This window comes from Microbacterium sp. HSID17254 (assembly GCF_003989315.1).
In the GTDB taxonomy this organism is placed as follows: Bacteria; Actinomycetota; Actinomycetes; order Actinomycetales; family Microbacteriaceae; genus Microbacterium.
Map to the genome: position 1 here is coordinate 83765 of NZ_RBLT01000005.1, position 15089 is coordinate 98853.

Annotated in this window: 13 protein-coding genes; 6 read left to right on the plus strand and 7 right to left on the minus strand. The window is 62.7% G+C overall.

Annotated elements, in window-relative coordinates; translation table 11 throughout:
• Positions 1 to 1359, minus strand: a complete 1359-nt coding sequence (locus tag D8M34_RS03800; protein ID WP_045262824.1) for a peptidoglycan DD-metalloendopeptidase family protein — start codon at positions 1357 to 1359, stop codon at positions 1 to 3.
• A 123-nt stretch (positions 1360 to 1482) separates the two neighbouring features.
• On the opposite strand from D8M34_RS03800, the gene D8M34_RS03805 reads away from it, so the two are divergent.
• Positions 1483 to 1824 carry an ArsR/SmtB family transcription factor gene (locus D8M34_RS03805; protein ID WP_200838702.1) on the plus strand — a complete coding sequence of 114 codons (342 nt, stop codon included), beginning with the start codon at positions 1483 to 1485 and terminating at the stop codon, positions 1822 to 1824.
• Positions 1825 to 2218: 394 nt separating this feature from the next.
• Here the strand turns inward: D8M34_RS03805 and D8M34_RS03810 are convergent, their stop codons facing one another.
• A complete protein-coding gene (locus D8M34_RS03810) occupies positions 2219 to 3598 on the minus strand; it encodes an SAVED domain-containing protein (protein WP_126893209.1) in 1380 nt (459 codons plus the stop codon).
• Between the two features lie 169 nt (positions 3599 to 3767).
• Between D8M34_RS03810 and D8M34_RS03815 the strand changes: the two genes are divergently transcribed.
• The 4 genes from D8M34_RS03815 to D8M34_RS03830 are packed head-to-tail and all read left to right on the plus strand — an operon-like array spanning position 3768 to position 6980.
• Positions 3768 to 4724 carry an SMODS domain-containing nucleotidyltransferase gene (locus tag D8M34_RS03815; RefSeq protein ID WP_126893210.1) on the plus strand — a complete coding sequence of 319 codons (957 nt, stop codon included), beginning with the start codon at positions 3768 to 3770 and terminating at the stop codon, positions 4722 to 4724.
• The gene (locus D8M34_RS03820; protein WP_126893211.1) at positions 4721 to 5233 is read left to right on the plus strand and encodes a hypothetical protein; all 513 of its coding nucleotides are present in this window, start codon (positions 4721 to 4723) and stop codon (positions 5231 to 5233) included. The genes D8M34_RS03815 and D8M34_RS03820 overlap by 4 nt, the downstream gene beginning before the upstream one ends.
• Positions 5230 to 6513 carry a ThiF family adenylyltransferase gene (locus D8M34_RS03825; protein ID WP_126893212.1) on the plus strand — a complete coding sequence of 428 codons (1284 nt, stop codon included), beginning with the start codon at positions 5230 to 5232 and terminating at the stop codon, positions 6511 to 6513. Before D8M34_RS03820 ends, D8M34_RS03825 begins: the two co-directional genes overlap by 4 nt.
• 8 nt (positions 6514 to 6521) lie before the next feature.
• Positions 6522 to 6980, plus strand: coding sequence for a Mov34/MPN/PAD-1 family protein (locus D8M34_RS03830; RefSeq protein ID WP_161973034.1), 459 nt, complete (start codon positions 6522 to 6524; stop codon positions 6978 to 6980).
• Between the two features lie 711 nt (positions 6981 to 7691).
• On the opposite strand, the gene D8M34_RS03835 is transcribed toward D8M34_RS03830, so the two are convergent.
• Positions 7692 to 8519, minus strand: coding sequence for a metallophosphoesterase family protein (locus D8M34_RS03835; RefSeq protein ID WP_126893214.1), 828 nt, complete (start codon positions 8517 to 8519; stop codon positions 7692 to 7694).
• Between the two features lie 635 nt (positions 8520 to 9154).
• On the opposite strand from D8M34_RS03835, the gene D8M34_RS19725 reads away from it, so the two are divergent.
• A complete protein-coding gene (locus D8M34_RS19725) occupies positions 9155 to 9439 on the plus strand; it encodes a helix-turn-helix transcriptional regulator (RefSeq protein ID WP_126893216.1) in 285 nt (94 codons plus the stop codon).
• Positions 9440 to 9450: 11 nt separating this feature from the next.
• On the opposite strand, the gene D8M34_RS03850 is transcribed toward D8M34_RS19725, so the two are convergent.
• From D8M34_RS03850 to D8M34_RS03865, 4 genes are all read right to left on the minus strand, one after another.
• Positions 9451 to 10464 (minus strand): hypothetical protein, encoded by a 1014-nt coding sequence (locus D8M34_RS03850; RefSeq protein WP_126893217.1) that lies wholly within the window; start codon positions 10462 to 10464, stop codon positions 9451 to 9453.
• A 473-nt stretch (positions 10465 to 10937) separates the two neighbouring features.
• Positions 10938 to 11264: a helix-turn-helix domain-containing protein gene (locus D8M34_RS03855; protein ID WP_126893218.1), complete on the minus strand. Its 327-nt coding sequence runs from the start codon at positions 11262 to 11264 to the stop codon at positions 10938 to 10940.
• A 14-nt stretch (positions 11265 to 11278) separates the two neighbouring features.
• A complete protein-coding gene (locus D8M34_RS03860; RefSeq protein ID WP_126893219.1) occupies positions 11279 to 12355 on the minus strand; it encodes a tyrosine-type recombinase/integrase in 1077 nt (358 codons plus the stop codon).
• A gap of 369 nt (positions 12356 to 12724) precedes the next feature.
• Positions 12725 to 15082: an ATP-binding cassette domain-containing protein gene (locus D8M34_RS03865; RefSeq protein WP_126893220.1), complete on the minus strand. Its 2358-nt coding sequence runs from the start codon at positions 15080 to 15082 to the stop codon at positions 12725 to 12727.
• Between the last annotated feature and the right edge of the window lie 7 nt (positions 15083 to 15089).

Here is a 15089-nt window from a genome sequence, read left to right on the forward strand (position 1 = left end):
TCACACGTAGACGCCGCGGTCCTCCATGAAACGCACCGGGTTGGTGTAGCCACCGTTGAGGTACACCTCGAAGTGCAGATGGCACCCGAAGGATCGCCCGGTGTTGCCCGCGTATGCGATGACCTGTCCCGACTCGACCCACTGACCGCGACGAACAGCGATTCCGCCCGGCTTGATGTGTGCATAGCCCGAGCTCACGCCGCCACCGTGCTGAATACGGACGTAGTTGCCGTAGTTCCCGTTGGCTCCGGCATAGTCGACTGTTCCCGAGTTCGCGGCGTAGATCGCCGCACCGCATCCGTTCGCCAGGTCTGCGCCGTAGTGGTAGCTCGATGAGCAGCCCTGGGGCCCGCAGATCGGGGTCCGTGGACCGTAGCTCGAGCTGCGTGCGCCACCGTGCGGTCGAACCCACCCTCCGCTACCGGCCTGGCCCCCTCCGCCCCCGTTGCCGCCGCTGTTCGCCGCGGCTTCGGCGGCTTCTCTCTCCCGACGAGCCTTCTCCTCCGCGGCACGCGCTGCGACGCCGGCCTGGTAAGCGGCAACCGTTTGCGCGGTCGTGTCCTGAAGCGCCGCGAGCTGTGCCTTCAGCGTCTCGAGGTAGGTGGTCTGCTCGTCGAGCGCAGCCTGTGCGGCGTCTGCGGCTTCCTGCGCTGCTGTCATCTTCTGCTCCGCGACCTGCTGCAGTCGGTCGCGCTCGTCTCGAGCGACGACCGCCTGATCTGTGAGCGACTGTGCCGCGTTCTTCGACGAGATTGCTTCGTCGTAGACCGCGCGGTTGTACTGCATGAACTTATCGAGCGTTCCCAATCGCGACAGCAGCTCATCCGATTCGGCTGCAGAGCCTGCGAAGAACAGCTGCAGCGTGGTGTCGTCGCCACCGTTGCGATAGAGCTGCGCCGCCAGCTGTCCGGCTTTCCTCGACGCCTCCTCAGCGATGAGGGTCTGTTCGTCGGCTTGCGCCTGCAGGTCGTCTGCGACCCGGATCGCCTCGAAGTACTGCTGCTGCGCTGCGTAGAACTCGTCGGATGCGAGCAGTGCTGCGGCCTCGGTGTCAGCGACCTTCTGCGTCAGCGACTGAATGAGGCCTTGGATGCGTTGAACTTCGACACCCTTCGCTGCCTCGTTGCCCTTGGCGCGCTGAACATCGTCCCACGACGGGTACGTTGCCGCATGTGCGATGGAAACGCCGGATCCGACCCCGAACGCTGCGAGCGCCACCACGCTCAAGGCGCCGAGCTCGAAGACGCCGCGGCGATTGATTGGGCGCTTCCACAGTCGATCTCTTTCGGCGGGTTTCGGGGCACAGCCGCAGTCATCAGCAGCCGACGCGGAAGCGAGATCAGCGGCTGTCGGGCGTATCGGACTCACTCGTTTGGCTCCTCATCGCTGGGATATCGCCTTCAAGTTACATCACGAATTCGTGATGTATCGTCAATTTGGAGAGAGTGTCGTCGTCGTAGACTCACTATGGTGACGCGAGACATGCACTTCGATGCGGCGACGATGTTGCCGTCGAGCGCAGCCGTTCGGCTGGCGGAAGTCATGCATGGCCTCTCCTCTCCGGTGCGGCTGCGGATCCTCACCGCGCTGCGACAATCGTCGCTGACCGTCACGCAGCTCTGCGAAGCTGTGGGAGCTGGTCAGACAGCCGTGTCGAACCACCTACGGCTGATGCGCGAGCTCGGCCTCGTGTCAGGAAATCGCGACGGGCGCAACGTCCGCTACGATTTGTACGACGACCACGTCATGGCTCTGCTTGATGGCGTGCTTGGCCACGTGGCGTACCTCCCGACCGGTGTCGAGACCAGTCCACAGGACAAGTAGCCGGCTCGCTCTCTGGTTAGGGACGTGCCGTCTCGAGAGACGACAGCTCCAGTTCTATGAGCTCTCGTACGAACTCGCCGAGAGCACCTAGCACGAGCGCGACCTCCGCGAGCGATTAGGGAGAGTGTCACCTCCGAGGAGGGTGGAGGGTGTCGGTGCACATGCTGGATGAATCGAATGAACGTTCGAACCTTGCTAGTCTAACTCTCGGCCGGAGCATGGGGGCCGGTGACCAATATGCACTTCTGGATACTGTTCAATCACTCTCGGACTGATTTGGGCTACCCTCAGGGGTCGCTCTGAGCCGTACGGCGGCGACGGCGTCGGGACAGGCCGGATGCCGTCGCCGACTCTTCGTGAGGTCCCAGCTTCACCTATCTTGAGGCTATTTTTGCTATCCCCGGGCTGCACGAGAGAAAACTGTCCGGAGACGTTCAATCAGCACTCGTACGCCATGATGGCTCGATTTCTTCTCATCGATGCTGCTTGACATGAGAACGTCCGTGATAGGACCGCTCGGGTTACTTGCCTGAATGTCGAGCGCAGCAACGTACCTGGCTGATGCGTCCCCCGGCAGTCTGCTATCGTCCCATTCGAAAACGCGCATTCGAAGTGTGTTGGAAAGGCGCCCTAGGAGGACGGCGATAGCAAAAGGGCATCGCAGAATGAGATCCACGGGTGCGTTATCGTGGTCGCCGGACAACACCCGAATCCTGGCGGCTATTTCCGAGGCGATAGTGTCGGCATCAGCTGGCGGAATGAGACCCGGGGTGGCGCGTCGAATAACGATAGCCGACAGATAGGCACCTGTCTGCTCCGCTAAGAAGCGGGTGAATGCCGCGTCGCTCCGAGTTGGCAAGAGGTCGACATAAGCAAGCACACGCGAATCTTCATTAGCGTCTTGACCAATAGGTAGATCCTCTTGGAGTGTGTGCGGTTGGGGCGGAAAGTGCGCCTCGGACGAACCTCTCCACTCCTCCTCCCGTTGGTCGACGACGGCGATGGCGCCGACACGCGACGACGGGAGTGCTGCTCCGAGTGCGTATGCGACGGACAGGTGCGCGCCGCCTCGGAGTCTGACGGTCCTCGCTCCAGTTGTCACAACCGCGTCAGGTAGGAACGAGAGGGTGCGCTGGAGGTCTCGTAGTCCAGCAGGGCTGGGTAGCCGCTCGTGGGTCGACGGTCTGATGCGGATGTCGAGCTGTGCTCCGGTTCGGTCATAGACCTGTCCGACATTGCGTGTCTGGATGGTGAGGTCGAAGTAGCCCGCCGCGGCCACGCGGTCTCGATTCTGCACCATTCGGTGACCAACTGCCGATCTCGTCAGCCGAAGAAGTTCATCATCGTCCGTTCCGCGTTGGTCGACTCCCTTCAGTTCCTCCTGGGGTCTCGAAAGGAGCCTGTCGGGCGCGCCGTAGTCGACCTGACCCAGCTTGTTCCTTACGTCATTCGCGACGAGGAGTTGGAATCGAGGGTCTGCGAGATGGAGCTGGATGAGTTTCTCGGCCTCGATTTGACGAACTACGCGGCTGTTCACCACATCCGGCGTAATCACGAGAACGCCGCCGGACAATCCGTCGGCGAGAGCTTGCGAAAGCCGGTCGTCGGTGTCGCCTGGTGGGAGATCGTCCTGGTCCCGCCACACAGGAACGCCGCTGGCTCGGAGGAACCATGCCAGTCGTGCAAGGATCTTCGAACCGTCGAAATGGCGGTAAGAGAGAAAAATGGGTCCTGTCACGTCTGTCGGAGCTGATTGGGGTGCGGCGGTGGCCATTCGAAACTCCTCATGCTGAGGCCGTCCAGCTTCCCGGAGCGGTCAAGGGATCTTCCGTGATTCTTGCGCATAAGGTCGACACGGGAGCTGTCTGCCCAGGAGTGTCGGAGACCTGTTCTACGCTAGGCGTGCGGCCGCTGGGGGCCGCGTTCTAGGGGGAGGAGCCGCGATGACGGTGTTCGAATCGTTTACGGAGCTGCAGAGAATCGTTGATGCCGATCCGGCTATCGTCGCGACTGCTCGCGAGCGACGTGACATCTTCAAATCGGCTCTACTCACCGCGGTCGACGTTCACACGGTGTGGGGCTCGGGCTCACTTGCGCGAAGCACCCAGCTCCAGCCGGTGCACGACGTCGATCTCGTCGTTGAATTCGATCCAGGAGAGCACCCGGAGTGGGGTCAGCCCGGTGACTCGGCTGAGCAAGCCATCGAGCGCTGCCGTGACCTCGTCACGGAGATGCTGTCAGTCAACCGAGGAACGAAAGCCCAGCTCGTTCGTCAGGTGAACACCGCGGATCGCAATCGCGCCGCGAAGTGTTTCATCGACGACCCCGGTGACAAGAACGCGTTCACCGTCGACGTGATGCCAGCCCTCCGGCTCGACAACGGTATTCTCATCCCCAGTAAGCGCAATCGTCGGTGGGACACCGCCAATCCGAGGTTCCTCATCGACGAAGTCGCCGCGCATCAGTCAGAGTGGGCCCTCTTTCGGCCCCTCGTCCGCCTCCTCAAGTACTGGTCGCGACAGCACGAGGACCAGACGGGTCGAGTGAAGTCGCTGGTGATGGAGGTTCTCGCTTTGGAATGTCTTGAGGAGGCGAGCAATCGGCCCACAGCGCTCAAGGACTTCTTTGAGCGGGCAGCCGTCCACTCGCTGTACATCGAGGATCCAGCGAAGCTCTGTGGCCTCATCCAACCGGATCTTGACACCGCGGGTCTGCGGCGTGCCTTGGAGGATGCTGCTGACGCCGCGGCGCAGGCGGTCAAGGCCGTCGCCGATAACGACCAGCCGGCGGCGACGAAGCACTGGCAGTCGCTGTTCGGTCCAGCGTTCCCGCTCGTTCTTCCCGCTGGTACGGAGTCCGACCCCGGCCCGCGGCCCATTCGCGACTCGCCCCAGGGATGACGCTCGAGCGCCGCTCGTGGTGGGTGGACGACCCGGCACGGCTTGAACTGGAGAAACTCGATGTCGCGTCCGTCGCCCCGGATCTCGAGTGGGTGCCCGAGAACGCCGGCCGGTTCGAGGGCGAGATTCTGATCTGGCCGTTCTCGCGGCCCGAGCCTATCGGTTTGCGCGACCTCGTGAAGGTTCCGGGGCGTGTCCACGTCGAGTATCGACATGCGTTTCCCGCCGTCCCGCCCACAGTCATTTGCAAGCAACCGGCACCGCCCATCGTCCTTCGCAGCTTCGAGGCGTTCCACGTCCTCCCAAACGGCGCTCTGTGCCTTCTCCGTGACGCAGATCAATGGACGCTCAACTCACGGACGAGCGAGCTGCTTCTCAAGGCCAGCGGGTGGATCATCGAGTACGCCCTATTGGAAGCCGGCGCGGTCGACAGAATGACGAAGAACGGAATCGTCGAAGATGACATGCTCGATGAACTCATCTCCTCGACCGCCAAGGAGCCGAAATGACGTCACCTTGGCTCGTCCTGCTTCCTAGCGAGGCGATGGAAGTCATCGATCTCTCATATGGGTGGGGGAACCTTACCTGCCGGCTATCGATCCCGGATAGCACCGCGCTCATTATGGCTATCTCCAACGAAGACTCCGACCGCGTCAAACTCAACGAGGCCCCCGAGCACTTCCTGACCGTGGCGGACTGGTATCCATCTGGCTACTGGTACCGCGTTGATGAGCGTGTTGCGGTGCTCGCATGGCAGCTCCGTGCGCAAGACTCTCGACTGCCGTTCGATGACTTCCAGAGCATCTTGCCGGCTGCTTTCCCGCCCAAACCCGGCAGTTGGTATCTTGCCGTGACCTACTGCGAGGAGCCGCCCGAATTCCGAGAGGGCGAACGACTACCCAAGTGGAACGCGTGGAGGATTACTCCGGACTATGTCGAACCGGCCATGCTTGACATTCAGACCGGCGCCGAGCTGGTGACATCGCTCGAGGGGCTTTGGCCCGCGAAGCTGCTTGAGTCGCAACGCGCTCTGGTCATCGGCACGGGGAGCATCGGCTCGGCTGCGGCCGAGGCGTTGGCGAGTTACGGCATAGGTCAGATGGATCTCGTCGATCCCGACCGCCTCCTGTTTCATAACGTCCCTCGTCATGTCCTGGGCCGCGGGGACGTGGGCAAGATGAAGGTTGACGCTCTCCACGAGCACCTCAGCCGGGAGTGGCCAGAGACCAAGACGTCTCCTTTCCCGCTGGACGTCATCGAAAACGCCGATTTCATCCGTCCGATGCTCGACATCTCCGACATTGTCGTGTGCACGGTTGACGGAGTTGAACCGCGACGAGTGGTCAGTCACCTCGCCCGGCGTGCGGGCAAGCCTGTCGTGTTCGCATGCGTTCTCGGAGATGGCCAGTACGGCGAAATCCTACGCATTCGGGCGTTGCCCGAGGTCGGCTGTCTCGACTGCCAACGTCGACGCCTCCGTGACACGGGTCAGATGGATCCCGAACCAACACTGGACCGCGGCTATGGTGAGGGCACGCGCCACAACCCGATGACGGCCGTCGGTGGTGACCTTCACCTCATCGGAAGTATCGCAGCGAAAATTGCTATCGCAACCCTTCTGAGGCAGGCCGGCGAACCTGGCCAGTCCCTCGAGGACGACAACCTCGTTCTCGCACTCCGCCCTTCTGGTTCATTCGGCCCGCCATTCGATGCCCGGCGGACTATGAATATGCAATGGTACGCAGCAACGCGGCCCTATTACGACTGCCCGTCATGTCATCACGCTTGAGAAGCGACATGGCCCTGAAGATCCGTCCACGAGCGGTCGAGGCCATCGCCGAGGTGATCCGCGGGGGCAGCGGCGCGCTCGAAACGGGCGGTGCCCTGTTCGGCTCGGACTCCGCCGAGGTCATAGAGCACGCCACCACCCCCGGGCCCAAGGCCATCCATGGACCCGCGAACTTCTCTCGCGACCGTGAGCACACGGAGGCCGAGTCCTCGCGTTTGTACCGGCTTGATAGGTCCCGCTGGATCGGCGAGTGGCACACTCACCCTGCTACTGAACTGATTCCGAGCGAGGTTGATCTGGCGACATACGTTCGGCATCTCACTGATCCCGAACTTCGATTCGAACGATTCCTCGCGCTGATCTGTTCGGCCAGCGCACCCATTCAGGTCGCCGCATGGCGAATCCGGATCGTCTCCGGAAGGGTGACCGTTGACTCGCCGAGGCTTGAGGTGATCCACCCAAGCTGAGGTCGGCACGCTCGCGCGGGTCGATCTCCCGAGCTCGTCCTTCACCCCGGACGGCATTACCCTCACCACCCAAACCGGCGACGTTGACAAGCCCGAAGAGTGGCGGGACACTTTCGTCGAGGTTCAGTACGACGCACTGAGCACCCAGGCTGTCGCGCTGGCGAAGTTCCTCGACGAGGGCCTCCGAGAGTCGCCAATCCATACCCTCGACGAAACCGTTGCCGTGCTGAAAACCATCGACGAGATCCGCCACCAGCTCACGGTTACCGAGCGACCATAACCTCAATGCTCGCGGAGTGGACTGCTGCGCGAGGTCGGCTCCACCGTCAGGTCATGTGCTCCACGTCCAAGCGACGTGACGCGCGCTGTGAAGGACATCACCCAGATGTCCTTCGCGCAGCTGTTCGATGGCGCTAGGACCCTCTTCGCCCGAGTCATCATCGACCCGCGTGTTCAGCCACTGCGCCCACGTCCACCGTGACTGCGTCCCGTTGCTCAGGACCTGAAGGACGGCGTCGAGTCCTCCCACCATGCGCCCCTCGTGCACTTGAAAAGTGGGATAGAGCCGGACACGCTCCACGGTGAGAAGCTCTAGCACCGTCAACCTAGCGGCTGCTGTGACCACTTCTGCTTCGGTCCACCCGAGGACACGAGCCAATGACTCGGACGTGTAGCACGACCCGACGATGGAGTCCCACGGATTCGTACTGTTCATCGCCCGGCGGCCTCTCGGATCTGCCGGAGCGTCGGCGTTTCGATGCGCAGGGTCCGCATGTCGAGAAAGCCAAGGTTGCCCTGTTGCCCATCCTGACCAAGGCTCGCCACACGGAGGCCATCATCAGTGGCGCCACCGCCGGGTGCGTGCATGTGGCCGTGGACGAGAAGCTCTGGGAACACGATGTTCCACACCTTCGCCACCCGAGCGCGAGAGGTAGCCGAGTCTGCTCGGGCATCGTCGGGGAATCCGAACGGGTTCGTCCGCAGGATCTCCCGGACTGCGCGCACCGGCGTGCCAGCGGGCGACTCGTGAGTCAGCATCAAGTCCGCGGGTCCTCCCGCAATGGCCGCCGCCACGTGGTCTCGGGTGATCTCCTCGTCCGGCCACCAGCTCACCCCCTCGACCCGCCATGCCCGGTCGACGGACACCGCGCCGCCAAGCGAGAGGACGCTGCGGCCGCCGATAGTCAGGCGTGCGGGCCTCGGCAGAATCCAGGTGATCTCAGAGACCCGTATAGCACAGCCGGGGTGCGCGTTCAGCAGCGGGGTGATCTGGCCCCAGGGCTCGTGATTACCCAGCGTCACGTAGACGCGCTCGATGCCAGTTCCATCGAGAGCCTCGTCCGTCGTGCCGGGATCCATCGCCCAGTCGCCGAGCTGCAGCATGGTGGTGACGTCCGGTGCGAGCGTCTGAACTGCCCTAGCGACGATGTCCAGCCATCGGAAGTCGCCGTGGATGTCGCCGACCACAGCCACGCGCTGGTCAGGTAGGTCGACCGTCGATGCGAGCTCGAGAGCTTTCCGCGGCGGCGGTGTCCTCATGATTCAACCCCAGTTCCCTGGCTGATGTGGGGGAGTGTCATCTCGCCCTCGCGGCCTGACGAGCGCGTGACCGCTCCCGGAACGTAGGGCCCACCCGCAGGCTGCGTTCCACGCCCGGATCCCAGCAGATCCAGCCACGTCGCTTCCATTGAATCGCCACGTGCAGACGGAATGCATGGTGGATCGTCGCCCGCACCGGGTAGGTGAGACCCGGAGGCCATTCGGGGTGGAGCTGGCTACTCGGGAAGAGTTCGGCGAACGTCTCTGAGAACGTCGGTCCGCGGCCAGTGCGTCGGCGCACGCGCGCGATGAAGATGGCCGCAGTCAGGCCCATCTCGTCGGCTCGCTCCTCATCGGTGAGCGCGTCGAACGCCTCAATCCAAGTGTCGGGAGCATCGACCTCCGTGGCACTCCACCAGATCGGTCGGGGATCAGTCACTACAACTCCGCAATCGGGGTCGACCTGAACGGGACCTGCACATCGAGGCGACCCGGAGCCGAAGCGCAGTGGCACACGTGCAGGTCGAGACGCGCGGGGTGCGCTCCGTCGATGAAGTGAATGTTTCGTATGACTGCGGCCAATTATGTCACATAGACAAAACCATGACCGATGGTTTTGTCACAAGGCTGGATGAGTGGGCAGACAGGAGACGACCAGCAGCGAAGCGTGGGGAGCCTTCGCCGCCGCGTTCGGACTTCGGGTTCATCGCCTGCGAGTTGCACGCGGTCTTTCGCAAGAGGCCGTGGCGTACAGAGCCGGTCTTTCACGACTGACGTACATCAGGTACGAGCGTGGGCAGGCCCAGTCGGGAGCACCGGCGAACCCTAGCCTGAAGACGCTTCTCGCACTGTCCCAAGTGTTTGAGATTCCCCTTCAAGAGCTCTTACCTGACGACAAGCCAGATGTGACGGCTCGCTAGCTGGGGGAGGGCTAGCCATCCGCGCCGGCGTCGGGTTCGTCCGCCACCATCAAGGAGACGTACCCCAGGTGCATGGCACCCGCGTCCAGGCGGTGCCGTTCGGCGACGTTGTAACTGTAGCCAAGTGAGTCTGCGACCACCGGCGCAGGTAGCTCGAGTACGAGCCTACGCAGTACTGCGTTCTTCGCGGCCCTTAGATCAATGCCGTCGTTCCTGAGTCCGGTCATCAGGTGATTGGAGCTCAGGTGCTTTCCCGGCGATCCCCCAGGGAACAGCCATTTGTTGTCGCGGTGAGCTGAGGTGTTGAGATTCGGCAAGGCGACGATGTGCTCGCGGATCAGGCGGTCGAATGGTGGGGGCACGATAACCTCGTCCTGAGTGATCCGCAGTACGATGACTTCGCCGACCTCGACCTGGTCCAGGGTCATCGCGGCGATTCGCGTAATCGGCTGCGCGAAGAGCAGGAGTAGCGCGCCAGCGACACGCAGGTAAGTCGAGATCGCCTCATCTGATGCGACCCGCCGAAGGTGTTCCAGTCGTTCTTGCTGGGTGAGAATCGGCACCGACTTCGCTACACGATAAGGAAAGTTGACAGGCGGCAAGTGGTTGTGCTGAATGCACCAGCGCACGAAGGGTCGCGCGAGACTGCGAGTCGTGGGCCCCTCGCTGAGCCACTCGTCGATATCGATCTGTTCAAGGTCTCGACGAAGCGTGTGACGCGACCCGACGTAGGCAAGGAAGTCGATTGCAGCGGTGATGGATTGACGGGAGTAGAGGACGGAGCCGGGCTTGAACTTACCTGCGCTCAGCAGATCCCGGATTCTGCGGACATGAACCCAGCGCGCGTACTGGAGAATGATCTGCTTGTCACCCGCGGGTAGAGAGGAAACCTCGGTCGTGACCCACGCGTCGAACTTCTGAACCTCGATGTCGGTCTTCTCTAGGATGCCGTGCTCGACAAGCAGCGTGCGAAGAAAGGCCACGCGCTCCGGCGCGGGGTGCGTATCGAACGCGGCATGCGTCATCTCAATAGCGCCAGTGGCGAATGCGCGAAGAAGTTCCCGCGTCTCATGATTCTTTGTCAGCCAGATCGTGGCGCTGCGTGCGTTCCGCTGAGTTGTCAGCGCAACGAACAGAGGCTGTACGGCGGGGGACACCTCTCCATCGGGTCCGGCTAGGAGGACCGTGAGATCGTCGTTGAGGCAGCAATGTGCGCAGAGTCCTCGCCGTACAGGCTCGTCCTCACGCCCGCATCTCGAGCAGTGGAAGTCCTTGGGAATTCCGGTGCAGTCGACGCAGGCCGGCTCCCCGCTCGCCAGGAGTCCTGGCAACAAGCGGTTGACACCACATTTTGGACAGGTGCCGTGGATACGGGTCGCCCGTTGATAGCAGCGGCGGCAGATGCGTCCTTCGGGCCAGGTCGTGGCGAACCGGACTTCCTCGCGGTCGCATCGGGCACAGGCGGGATCGGTCCGTGTATTGCTCATCTAATGAAACTTCATTCTGGTCTGTGTATTCGCGCGCGGCGAGGGCGCTGTGGGTCGTTGGTTCGGCCATGGGTGCCGGTGTTCTTGAGCCTCGTGGGGGTCGCGACAACGTGTCGCACCGACAGGTCAGTAAGTTCGCAATCAAGTGCTTCACAAATTGTGTGCAACAGAGTGAGATTTATACGCTCTGGCGAGCCGCCGAGAAGCCGGTATAGCTGGGAGGGCGACAGTTCAATGCCATAGTCAACGAGAATCGGGATCAAGTCGGAGATGTTAAATAGCCCTCGCGAGGCCATCACCTCGCGCAGTCTCCATGTGTGCGTGACCTTCTTCTCCATGCCTGATCTCTCCTCTAGTCGGCTTCAGAGTCCATTTCATCAGCCATTCGCGCAATCGCGTCAGTCACGATGCGAGCTCGATAGTCGGGGGAGAGGCCAGTGTAGATGCTCGTAGTTGATCCGTGCTCGTGTCCCACTTGCTGTTGGATGAAGAAGGCGTCGTACCCGAGCTCCACCAGATGCGTAACGTACGAACGTCGCAGTGAATGGAAGTCGAGTCCGTCGTCCAATCCGACTTCTCGCCGGACCGCAGTGAACATGCGTGAGACGGAGTCCGCTGTGATGGGCGCAAGGCCACCGCCACGCTCGGAGGGCCAAAGACTCATCGACCCGGCTCCTGCAATTAGAGGTCGAACATCCTCGAGCCACTCTTCGACGCAGTCGACGGCCCATTTGAACTGGGGGAGCGTCGCTACGGCTCGCCGCTTGGGAGGCGAACCCCTCATCGCCTTTCCGAAGCGGACGTAAACGAAGCCGACGTTTCGGAAGGCTCGGCGATGTTGAGGGTTGGCCGCAAGATCGACGACCTCGAGAGAGCGCACTTCGTTACGCCGTAACCCCCAGGCGTATGCGACCTTCATCATCGTCGCGATACGGAAAGCAGGGATCCATCCCTTACTGCCGGACTCACGAATCCGCGCGACTCGGTCATCCGCACAATCGAAGAGGTCCTGCAGCTCGTCACGTGTGTACGGGCGCTTGCCAGGACGGCCCATCGCCTCCTGAACGTGGCGCGCTGTGTTCCATTCGTGGAAGACCTGAGCAGGATGCTCGCCGAAGCGCTTTCCACATTCTTCTACCCATCCGTATCGCGCATCCGTCACGTAAGCCAAGAACATGCGAAGGGCGTTCTGATATCCCAACACAGTCGAATGAGCGGCGTGGCGCACGGTCCTGAGTTCGAGGAAGAAGCTGTCGACGTCTTCGACGTTCCATTGCCAGGGATACTTCTCGGCGAACTTGAAGAAGCGGTTGAGGATGGATGTGCGGCCGACGACCGTGGCCGAAGAGAGGTTTCTGGCCATCTGTTGCGCAGCCCACCCGGCCTGCATCGCCCGCCACACGGCCTCCTTCTCGTCGAAGTAGACCATCCCGCCGGGCAAGAAGTGTGACGCGTGCTGCCGGGAATGTTCCGGGACAAAGTCTCGCATAAAACAGGAATTTATCGCACAAACTGCGAATCGCGCAACTCTGGACTTGCCACCTCCGCCAACCCGCGTAAATTCAAGGGTTCGGGATGGCGCAGACAGGCGGTAGGGCTCCCAACTTGCTCCAGACTGCAGCTCCAACTAACCTCAAACTCGATCTACTCCAGTCCATCAAAGGGGAGTGGTGGCAGACCGGCGGATTCGCAGTAAACGACAAGATGTCGTCTTCAACCTGACATAATGTGCATTATCGGATAATCCGTATGAAGGGTAGGGAGCGCGAGAGCGGGCCCGGATCGCTCGACTTTCCCCTCACCGACCGACGTACGCCGCGAGATGTTCGCCCGTCAGCGTCGACCCGTCAGCGACGAGCTCGGCAGGCGTTCCCTCGAACACGATGCGGCCGCCGTCGTGGCCGGCTCTCGGTCCGACGTCGATGATCCAATCGGCGTGTGCCATGACGGCCTGGTGATGCTCGATGACGACCACCGTCTTGCCGGCGTCGACGAGTCGATCCAACAGGCCGAGGATCGTGTCGACGTCAGCGAGATGCAGACCCGTCGTCGGCTCGTCCAGCACGTACACGTCGCCCTTCTCGCCCATCTGGATCGCGAGCTTGATGCGCTGTCGTTCACCGCCCGACAGAGTCGACAACGGCTGGCCGAGCGACAGGTACCCGAGCCCCACGTCCTCCAGGCGTCCGAGGATGGCAGCCGCGGCCGGGAGCTTGGCCTCGCCCTCGCTGAAGAACACACGAGCCTCGGAGACCGGAAGGTCGAGCACCTCTGTGATGTCCTTGCCGCCGAGCTTGTACTCCAGCACCGCCGCCTGGAAGCGCTTACCGCTGCAGTCCTCACAGGGGGTCTCGATCGTGTCCATGAACCCGAGCTCGGTGATGATGACACCCGCGCCCTTACACGTAGGACAGGCGCCCTCGGAGTTCGCACTGAACAGGGCGGGCTTCACGCCGTTCGCCTTCGCGAAGGCTTTCCGGATGGGTTCGAGCAGCCCCGTGTACGTCGCGGGGTTGCTGCGACGCGAGCCCTTGATGGCGGATTGATCGATCGCCACCACGCCCTCGCGTCCCGTCACCGAACCGTGGATGAGCGAGCTCTTACCGGAGCCGGCGACACCGGTGACGACGGTCAGGACGCCGGTCGGGATGTCGACGTCGACGTTCTGGAGGTTGTTCGTGGATGCGCCGCGCACCTCGATCGCGCCGGTGCGGTCACGTACGGCGTCCTTCAGCTGTGCACGGTCGTCGAGGTGCTGCCCCGTCAGTGTTCCACTGGCTGTGAGACCCTCGACGCTCCCCTGATAGCAGATCTCTCCCCCGGCGCTTCCCGCACCCGGCCCCAGGTCCACGACGTGATCGCCGATCGCGATGGTCTCCGGCTTGTGCTCGACGACGAGTACCGTGTTCCCCTTGTCGCGGAGCCGGAGCAGCAGGCCGTTCATCCTCTGGATGTCGTGCGGATGCAGCCCGATCGTCGGCTCGTCGAACACATAGGTGACGTCGGTCAACGAGGACCCCAGGTGCCGCAGCATCTTGATCCGCTGCGCCTCTCCCCCGGACAGCGTCCCCGAGGGCCGGTCCAGGCTCAGGTACCCCAGGCCGAGGGTCACGAAGGCGTCGAGGTTGGCACTCAGCGCCTGGAGCAGCGGCCCGGCTCCCGGGAGATCCAGGCCGCGGACCCACGCGGCGAGATCCGTCACCTGCATACGGCACGCGTCGGCGATGCTCACGCCGTCGATCTTCGAGGATCGCGCGCCCTCGGTGAGACGAGTACCGTCGCACTCCGGGCACACCGCGAAGGTGGCCACGCGCTCGACGAAGGCACGGATGTGCGGCTGGAGCGCATCGAGGTCTTTCGAGAGCATGGACTTCGTGATCTTCGGGATCAGACCCTCGTAGGTCATGTTGATACCCGAGATCTTGACCTTCGTGACCTCTCCGTAGAGGAAGAGGTGGCGTTGCTTGTCGGTGAAGGACGAGATGGGCTTGTCCCCCGGGTAGAACCCGGACTGCGAGAACCCCTTCACCATCCAGCCGTCGGCGGTGTAGCCGGGCACCATGATCGCGCCCTCGTCGAGGGACTTCGACTCATCGACGATCTGGGACAGGTCGAGGTCCGACACCACTCCTCTGCCTTCACATCGCGGGCACATGCCGCCGAGGTAGATCGCGTCCTTCACGATCTTCTTCTCGCCACCCGGCCCGGTCATGACGCCGCTGGCCTTCTGCGTCGGGATGTTGAACGAGAACGCCGTCGGACCGCCGATGTAGGGCTGGCCCAGCTTGCTGAACAGGATGCGGAGCATGGCGTTGGCATCCGTCACGGTGCCGACGGTCGACCGCGGGTTCGCGCCGAGACGCTCCTGGTCCACGATGATCGCCGTGGTGAGTCCTTCCAGCACGTCGACGTCGGGGCGCGGCACCGATGGCATGAAGCCCTGCACGAAGGCGCTGTACGTCTCGTCGATCATCCGACGCGATTCGGCGGCGATCGTGTCGAAGACGAGAGAGCTCTTCCCCGACCCCGAGACACCGGTGAACACCGTGAGGCGTCGCTTCGGGATGTCGACGCTCACGTCCTTGAGGTTGTTCTCGCGCGCGCCCTGCACGCGGATGAGGTCGTGGGTGTCCGCGGGGTGCTCGGCAGCGGTCATGCGGCGT

Excerpts from the sequence above, each read along its gene's own strand:
- D8M34_RS03805 (WP_200838702.1), top strand. The coding sequence starts at position 1,483 with ATGCACTTCGATGCGGCGACGATGTTGCCGTCGAGCGCAGCCGTTCGG.
- D8M34_RS03820 (WP_126893211.1), top strand. The coding sequence starts at position 4,721 with ATGACGCTCGAGCGCCGCTCGTGGTGGGTGGACGACCCGGCACGGCTT.
- D8M34_RS03825 (WP_126893212.1), top strand. The coding sequence starts at position 5,230 with ATGACGTCACCTTGGCTCGTCCTGCTTCCTAGCGAGGCGATGGAAGTC.
- D8M34_RS03850 (WP_126893217.1), bottom strand. The coding sequence starts at position 10,464 with ATGACGCATGCCGCGTTCGATACGCACCCCGCGCCGGAGCGCGTGGCC.
- D8M34_RS03855 (WP_126893218.1), bottom strand. The coding sequence starts at position 11,264 with ATGGAGAAGAAGGTCACGCACACATGGAGACTGCGCGAGGTGATGGCC.
- D8M34_RS03830 (WP_161973034.1), top strand. The coding sequence starts at position 6,522 with ATGGCCCTGAAGATCCGTCCACGAGCGGTCGAGGCCATCGCCGAGGTG.
- D8M34_RS03835 (WP_126893214.1), bottom strand. The coding sequence starts at position 8,519 with ATGAGGACACCGCCGCCGCGGAAAGCTCTCGAGCTCGCATCGACGGTC.
- D8M34_RS03860 (WP_126893219.1), bottom strand. The coding sequence starts at position 12,355 with ATGGTCTACTTCGACGAGAAGGAGGCCGTGTGGCGGGCGATGCAGGCC.
- D8M34_RS03810 (WP_126893209.1), bottom strand. The coding sequence starts at position 3,598 with ATGGCCACCGCCGCACCCCAATCAGCTCCGACAGACGTGACAGGACCC.
- D8M34_RS03815 (WP_126893210.1), top strand. The coding sequence starts at position 3,768 with ATGACGGTGTTCGAATCGTTTACGGAGCTGCAGAGAATCGTTGATGCC.
- D8M34_RS03865 (WP_126893220.1), bottom strand. The coding sequence starts at position 15,082 with ATGACCGCTGCCGAGCACCCCGCGGACACCCACGACCTCATCCGCGTG.